Here is a 7,105-nt window from a genome sequence, read left to right on the forward strand (position 1 = left end):
CGGCCGCGGGTGGCCGCGCCGTGGGTGCCTACCCGGCTGCGGGCCGCGCCCGGTGCGGCGGCGGCCCTGGCGTTGCTGGCTGCGCTGACGGCGTGTCTGGCCGCCGCGCTGCCGCGCGCGGCCGACCGGTACGGCGACGCCGGTCTGCGCCGGGCCGTGCAGACGGCCGGGCCCGCCCGCACCACCGTGCAGCTGTACGCGCCGCAGCCCGCCGTGACCCTGCGGCAGGACGAGCGGGAGGCGGCCCTGCGCCCGGGCGCGCTGCGCGGCCCGCACGCCAAGGTGCTCGCGCTGGCCGGACGTGGCGTCCCGGTCGACCCGGGCCAGTCCTCCTACGGGGTCCGCACCGCCGACGCGCAGGAGGTGCCGGACCCGTGGCTGCCCCGGCCCAACGGGCTGCCCGCGCGTTTCGTGCTCACCGCGCAGAACGCGCTCGGCGACCACGCCCGGCTGCGGGCCGGGCGGCTGCCCCGCGCACGGGGCGAGGTCACCGCGTCGACCGCGGCGGTCGAGGCCGCCGTCAGCACCGAGACGGCCCGGCACCTGCGGGTCAGGGTGGGGGCGGTCGTGCACTTCCCCGGCGTGGCCCGCGCCCCGCTCGTCGTGCGCGTCACCGGCATCGTCGAACCGCGCGTGCCCGACGGGGCGTACTGGTCGACGTACCCGCTGATGCGCACCCCGAGCCTGGTGCCGCTGCCCTCCCGGGACGCCGATCCGAAGCGGTACTGGCTCGGCGCGCTGCTGCTGGCGCCGCAGGCGGCCCCGGCGATGCTGGGCACACCCGCGGACCCCTGGCGGTACTGGCAGGTGGCGCCCTCCGGCACCGGCCTGCACGCCCACGACCTGGCCCGGGTGAAGTCCGCCGTCGCGGCCCTGGAGTCCGGGCCGGGACTGGAGGAGGCGCGCGCCTTCACCGCCCCGGACGTGGCGGCGAGCACCGACCTCGACGACGTGCTCGACGGGTACGCGGAGCTGCGCTCCGCGATCGGCCCGCTCGTCGCCGTCGCCGCCTTCGGCACCGCGACGGTCGCCGCCGTGGTCCTGGTGATGGCCGGCACTCTGGCCGCCGACCGCCGCCGCGGCGAACTCGCCCTGCTGCGCGCCCGCGGCGGTTCCCTGCCCGGCATCGCCGGCCGGCTGCTGGCCGAGACGGCCGTCGTGGCGCTGCCCGCCGCCGCCGTTGGGCTGGCCGTCGCGCTGGCCGCGGTCGGCGGGGCCCGGCTGCCGTACGCGGTGGCCGCCGCCGGGGCAGTGGCGCTCCTGGCCTGCGCCGCGCTGCCCCTGCGCGCCGCCTTCGCGCACCGCGCCGTACGCGTCCACACCGCCCGTGGGGACGTCACCTCGGTACGTCCCTCACGCCGCCGTACGGTCGCCGAACTGACGCTGCTGACCCTGGCGGTGGGGGCCGTGGCGGCCCTGCGCAGACGGGGCACCGGCTCGTCCGCCGACCAGCTGGTGTCCCTGGCGCCGGTGCTGGTGGCGGTGATCGCCGCGCTGGTCCTGGTCCGGCTGTATCCGCTGCCGCTGCGCGGGCTGGCCCGTCCGGCCGGGCGGCTGCGGGGCGTGGTGGGGCCGCTGTCCCTGGCCCGCGCGGGCCGTACGGCCGCCTCCCCGGTTCTGCCCCTGCTGGCGCTGCTGACCGCGCTGACCACGGCCGCGTTCGGCGGTTCCGTGCTGGCGGGTGTGGCCGACGCCCGCGACCGCGCGGCCCTGCTCGCCGTCGGCGCGGACGCCCGCGTCGAGTCGATCCACGCCCTGCCGTCCGGCCTGCCCGACCGGGTCCGCCGCACCCCCGGCGTCCGCGAACTGGCCGCCGTGAGCATCGCGTACCACGCCAGTCCCAGGGACGGCGCGGTGTCGGTCCCCGTGGCGGGGGTCGACCCGGCGAGCTACGCGCCCCTCGCCCGCGCCACCGGACTCGGGCCGTTCCCCGCGGGCCGGCTGACGGCGGGGAAGGCGACGGCGGAGAAGGCGACGGCGGTCCCCGCCCTGGCCTCTCCCCGGGTGGCCCGCACCTACGGCACCGGGCCGTTCCCGGTGCGCATGGAGGACGGGAGCACCGTCACCGTCCGCATCGCCCTGGTACGCGACCGGACACCGGCGGTCGTCGGCAGGGACTTCCTGGTCGTCGACCGGGCGGCGCTGACCGCCCGCGCCGCCCGCCCGACCGCGCTGCTCCTGACCGGCGAGCGCCTCCAGGCGAGCGCGCTGCGTGCGGCGGCCGGCGGCGGCGCGCAGCTGGCGCTGCGCGCCCGGGAACGCGCCCGCTATGCCGACTCGCCCCTCCAGACCGGCGCCGAGCGCGTCTACACGGCGGCGGTGGCGGCCGGCGCCGGCTACTGCGCCCTGGCCCTGCTGCTCACCCTGGTACGGGCCGCCCCCGAACGCGCCGCGTTCCTGGCCCGCCTGCGCACCATGGGTCTCACCCGCGCCCAGGGCCGCCGCCTGCTGGTCCTGGAGTCCCTGCCCCAGGCCCTGCTCGCCGCGGCCGGCGGCGCACTGACGGCCTGGGCGGCCATCCGCCTCCTCGCGCCCGGCATCGACCTGACGACCATCGCGCTGGCCTCCACCCCGTCACCACAGGGCCGCACGCCCCTGCGCACGGACCCGCTGTCGCTGCTGGTCCCCGCGGTCGCGGTGGTGGTACTGGCGGTGGGCATCGCGGCGGGGCAGGCGTGGTGGACGGGCCGGCGGGGCGCGGTGCGCGAGCTGCGGGCGGGGGACACCAGATGAGCGATCCGGCCTTCGCCACCGCACCGGTCACCACCGCCCAGGAGCCCCGATGACGACGCACCCGACCCTCACCGACCTGGCGGCGCGCGCCACGGCCGGCCGCAACCGGCCCTCCTACGGCCACGACGCCCTGATCACCTGCGACCGCCTGGTCCGCATCTTCAGCGCGGACGGCGTGGAGGTCCAGGCCCTCCAGGGCCTCGACCTGCTGGTGCGCGAAGGCGAGCTCATGGCCCTGGTCGGCGCCTCCGGCAGCGGCAAGTCCACGCTCATGAACATCCTCGCCGGTCTGGACGCCCCCACCGCCGGCGCGGCCCGGGTGGCCGGCCGGGACCTGCTCACGATGACCGCCAAGGACCGCCTGGCCTACCGCCGCGAGGTGGTCGGCTTCGTCTGGCAGCAGACCTCCCGCAACCTGCTGCCCTACCTGACCGCCGCCCAGAACGTCACCCTGCCCATGCAGCTCGGCGGCACCCGCGTCCCCCGCCGCGCCAGGACCCGACGCGCCCTGGAGCTGCTGGAGTTGCTGGACGTGGCCGACTGCCGGGACCGCCGCCCGCACCAGATGTCCGGCGGCCAGCAGCAGCGCGTCGCCATCGCGGTGGCGCTCGCCAACGACCCCGCGGTGCTGCTGGCCGACGAACCCACCGGCGAACTCGACTCCCGGACCGCGCAGCAGATCTTCGCCGCGTTCCGCACCGCGAACCAGGAACTCGGCACGACGGTCGTCATCGTCACCCACGACCAGGCGGTGGCGAACCAGGTCCGCCGCACGGTCGCCATCCGCGACGGCCGTACCTCCACGGAGGTGCTGCGCCGCAGCGAGGTGGACACGACGACCGGGCACGAGCGGCTGGTCGCCCGCGAGTACGCCATGCTCGACCGCGCGGGCCGTCTGCAACTGCCGGCCGAGTACACCAGGGCGCTCGGCATGCGGGACCGCGTCGCGCTGGAACTGGAGCCGGACCACATCGCGGTGCGGCCGGACGACAGCGCGGCAGACTGAGAAGCGGGCAGGAGCGTCAGGGGAGAGCCGGCTCAGCGCACGCTGAGGCCGAGCGCCCCGGTCCCGGCCCGCCGTACCGCAATCGACCCGTACGGCGTGCGCAGCCGCAGCCACGCGCCGGAGCCGAACAGCCCCGCTTCGCCCTCGGGCCGCAGGAACCCCAGCGACTGGGCCGCGTGCACGGCCCGTACCGGCAGGCCGGTCTCCCCCACCGTGCGGGACCAGATCTCGCGCCCGATCCGGTCGAGTGCGGCCCGGGTGCGCTCCTCGGGCGCCAGGTCCTGCGTACGGGAGCGGAACTCGGCGACCGCGGCGGCGACCAGCGCGCGCAGGGCGTCCGGCGCGGGCAGCCCTGGCTCGGGCCGCCAGCCGCCGCGCGGCGGCAGCACACCGGCCCACGGCGGCCCGGTCACCGCGGCCGGTACGACGGCCGTCGCCGCCGTCTCGTCCACCGACTCCAGCAACTCACCGGCGGACACGGTCACGTCGAGCGTGACGTCGATCCCCTTCTCGTACGGCTTCGCCAGCCGCACCGCCCGGACCGCCAGCACCTCGAAGGACGGCGGCCGCCCGAAGACGGCGAGGGCCGTGCCCGCCGCCTGCAGGCGCACCGCGGCCGAGCGGTCGTAGTGGAGCAGCCGGGAGAGGAAGGCGGCGAGGTCCGCCGCCTCCCCCTCGTCGGCGAGGTGGAGCACCGTCATGCGGCGACGGCCTCCGCCTCTTCGCCGGCGCCGTCGTCCATGTACTCCTGGAGGAACGCACGCTCCTCCGCGGTGATCCGGCGGGGCCGCTGCGCCTCGAAGTCGAACGGCACGATCACCGTGGAGGCCCGGACGTAGACCTGGTCGCCGTCCTTGACCTCGTAGGCGAGGGTGAAGGACGCCGCCCGGATCTCCGTGACCCACAGCTCGATGTCCACCGGCGCGTGCCGGTGGACGAGCTGCCGCTTGTAGTCGATCTCGTGGCGGGCCACCACCGACCCCTGCTTGAACTCCTTGTCCGGGCGGAACAGGAAGTCGATCCGGGCTTCCTCCAGGTAGCGCAGGAACACCACGTTGTTGACGTGCCCGTACGCGTCCATGTCCGCCCAGCGCAGCGGGCAGCGGTAGAGATGCCGCAAGATCAGCCCCGGGTCAGCTTCTTGTAGGTGGCGCGGTGCGGACGCGCGGCGTCCGGCCCGAGCCGCTCGATCTTGTTCTTCTCGTACGACTCGAAGTTGCCCTCGAACCAGAACCACTTGGAGTCGCCCTCGTAGGCGAGGATGTGCGTGGCGACACGGTCGAGGAACCACCGGTCGTGGGAGACGACCACGGCGCAGCCGGGGAACTCCAGCAGCGCGTTCTCCAGGCTGCTGAGGGTCTCGACGTCGAGGTCGTTGGTCGGCTCGTCGAGCAGCAGCAGGTTGCCGCCCTGCTTCAGGGTCAGCGCCAGGTTCAGGCGGTTGCGCTCACCGCCGGAGAGCACCCCGGCCGGCTTCTGCTGGTCCGGCCCCTTGAACCCGAACGCGGACACGTACGCCCTGGACGGCATCTCGACCTGGCCGACGTTGATGTAGTCGAGCCCGTCGGAGACGACCTCCCACAGCGTCTTCTTCGGGTCGATGTTCTCGCGGCTCTGGTCGACGTAGGAGATCTTGACGGTGTCGCCGACCTTGATGGTGCCGGAGTCGGGCTGCTCGAAGCCCTGGATCATCTTGAACAGCGTGGTCTTGCCGGCGCCGTTCGGTCCGATGACACCGACGATGCCGTTGCGCGGCAGCGTGAAGCTGAGATCGTCGATCAGGACCTTCTCACCGAAGGCCTTGCTGAGGTTCTCGACCTCGACGACCACGTTGCCCAGCCGCGGCCCCGGCGGGATCTGGATCTCCTCGAAGTCCAGCTTCCGCATCTTCTCGGCCTCGGCGGCCATCTCCTCGTAGCGGGCCAGACGCGCCTTGGACTTGGCCTGCCGCCCCTTGGCGTTGGACCGCACCCACTCGAGCTCTTCCTTCAGGCGCTTCTGCCGCTTGGCGTCCTTCTGCCCCTCGACCTTGAGGCGGGCGGCCTTGGTTTCCAGGTACTTGGAGTAGTTGCCCTCGTAGCCGTGCAGCCGGCCGCGGTCGACCTCGCAGATCCAGCCGGCCACGTTGTCGAGGAAGTACCGGTCGTGGGTGACGGCCACGACGGTGCCGGGGTACTTGGCCAGGTGCTGCTCCAGCCAGTTCACCGACTCGGCGTCGAGGTGGTTGGTGGGCTCGTCGAGCAGCAGCAGGTCGGGCTGCTGGAGCAGCAGCTTGCACAGCGCGACGCGGCGGCGCTCACCACCGGAGAGGTTGGTGACGGGCCAGTCGCCGGGCGGGCAGCCGAGCGCGTCCATGGCCTGCTCGAGCTGGGCGTCCAGGTCCCAGGCCTCGGCGTGGTCGAGCTCCTCCTGGAGCTTGCCCATCTCCTCCAGGAGCGCGTCCGAGTAGTCGGTCGCCATCAGCTCGGCGATCTCGTTGAACCGGTCGAGCTTGCCCTTGATCTCGGCGACCCCTTCCTGGACGTTCTCCAGGACGGTCTTGTCCTCGGTCAGCGGGGGCTCCTGCTGCAGGATGCCGACGCTGTAGCCGGGCGCGAGGAAGGCGTCACCGTTCGACGGCTGCTCCAGCCCCGCCATGATCTTCAGGATCGTGGACTTACCGGCACCGTTCGGGCCGACAACACCGATCTTCGCGCCAGGCAGGAAGTTCAGGGAGACGTCGTCAAGGATGACCTTGTCGCCGTGCGCCTTGCGCGCCTTGCGCATGGTGTAGATGTACTCAGCCAAGAGAAACCGTCCGGCAGCTTGAAATCTGGCAGTGGGCAGATACACCCCATCTTGCCGTACGGCTAGCCCTGGGTGGAAACGCGAAGGGTAGGGGTGCGCTGACCTGGGGCTTCGCGCTTGGCGGCGGAGACCTGCCTGTCACTGTCGGTCGCCATTGGTCGGCCTCGGGCACCCTCGCACGGCCCAGGGACGGCCCAGGGATGATCACTCGGCAGCCCACATCGGGGGGTTCCGCTACTACTGCGCGTGATCGCAGGGATGACCACCGTCGCCGCTCAAGGACGTCAACGCACACAGCTGGACCGCCGTATCCCGCACTCGAAAAGCATGCGCCTACCGGTTGATCGGGATTTCGTAGACGATCTCGCAGTGAGCCGCGGGCACCACGATGTCCGCCGTCTCCACGGGCCGCCCGTCGTCGCTGTAGTAGGTCCGCCGGATGTGCGTGACGAGTGCCGCCTTCTGGATGCCCAGAAGTGAGGCTTCCTCGGCGGTCGCCTGTCGTGGCTCCGGCTGCTCCACGGCATGGCTGACGGTGACGCCGATCGCCGCCATGCGGTTCACGACTCCCGCCCCGGC

The 7,105-nt window shown here is 73.8% G+C and carries 6 protein-coding genes; 2 read left to right on the top strand and 4 right to left on the bottom strand.

What is annotated here, in order from left to right:
• Positions 1-24 precede the first annotated feature (24 nt).
• Entirely contained in the window at positions 25-2,733 is a 2,709-nt protein-coding gene (locus tag AB0K80_RS02315; protein WP_365664906.1) for an FtsX-like permease family protein, read from the top strand.
• 49 nt (positions 2,734-2,782) lie between these two features.
• A complete protein-coding gene (locus AB0K80_RS02320; protein WP_365664907.1) occupies positions 2,783-3,739 on the top strand; it encodes an ABC transporter ATP-binding protein in 957 nt (318 codons plus the stop codon).
• A 32-nt stretch (positions 3,740-3,771) separates the two neighbouring features.
• On the opposite strand, the gene AB0K80_RS02325 is transcribed toward AB0K80_RS02320, so the two are convergent.
• From AB0K80_RS02325 to AB0K80_RS02340, 4 genes are all read right to left on the bottom strand, one after another.
• Positions 3,772-4,440 carry a hypothetical protein gene (locus tag AB0K80_RS02325; protein WP_365664908.1) on the bottom strand — a complete coding sequence of 223 codons (669 nt, stop codon included), beginning with the start codon at positions 4,438-4,440 and terminating at the stop codon, positions 3,772-3,774.
• Positions 4,437-4,859 carry a thioesterase family protein gene (locus AB0K80_RS02330; protein WP_365664909.1) on the bottom strand — a complete coding sequence of 141 codons (423 nt, stop codon included), beginning with the start codon at positions 4,857-4,859 and terminating at the stop codon, positions 4,437-4,439. The genes AB0K80_RS02325 and AB0K80_RS02330 overlap by 4 nt, the downstream gene beginning before the upstream one ends.
• A 2-nt stretch (positions 4,860-4,861) precedes the next feature.
• Positions 4,862-6,526, bottom strand: coding sequence for an energy-dependent translational throttle protein EttA (gene ettA, locus AB0K80_RS02335; protein ID WP_365664911.1), 1,665 nt, complete (start codon positions 6,524-6,526; stop codon positions 4,862-4,864).
• A gap of 333 nt (positions 6,527-6,859) precedes the next feature.
• Positions 6,860-7,105, bottom strand: a 246-nt coding sequence (locus tag AB0K80_RS02340) for a UTRA domain-containing protein (protein ID WP_365664913.1), incomplete at its 5' end; no start/stop codon positions are given.

This window comes from Streptomyces sp. NPDC052682, assembly GCF_040678435.1.
Classification (GTDB): Bacteria; Actinomycetota; Actinomycetes; order Streptomycetales; family Streptomycetaceae; genus Streptomyces.

What these genes read in the sequence shown, in the direction of transcription:
- AB0K80_RS02320 (WP_365664907.1), top strand. Translation starts at nt 2,783, where the DNA reads ATGACGACGCACCCGACCCTCACCGACCTGGCGGCGCGCGCCACGGCC.
- AB0K80_RS02325 (WP_365664908.1), bottom strand. Translation starts at nt 4,440, where the DNA reads ATGACGGTGCTCCACCTCGCCGACGAGGGGGAGGCGGCGGACCTCGCC.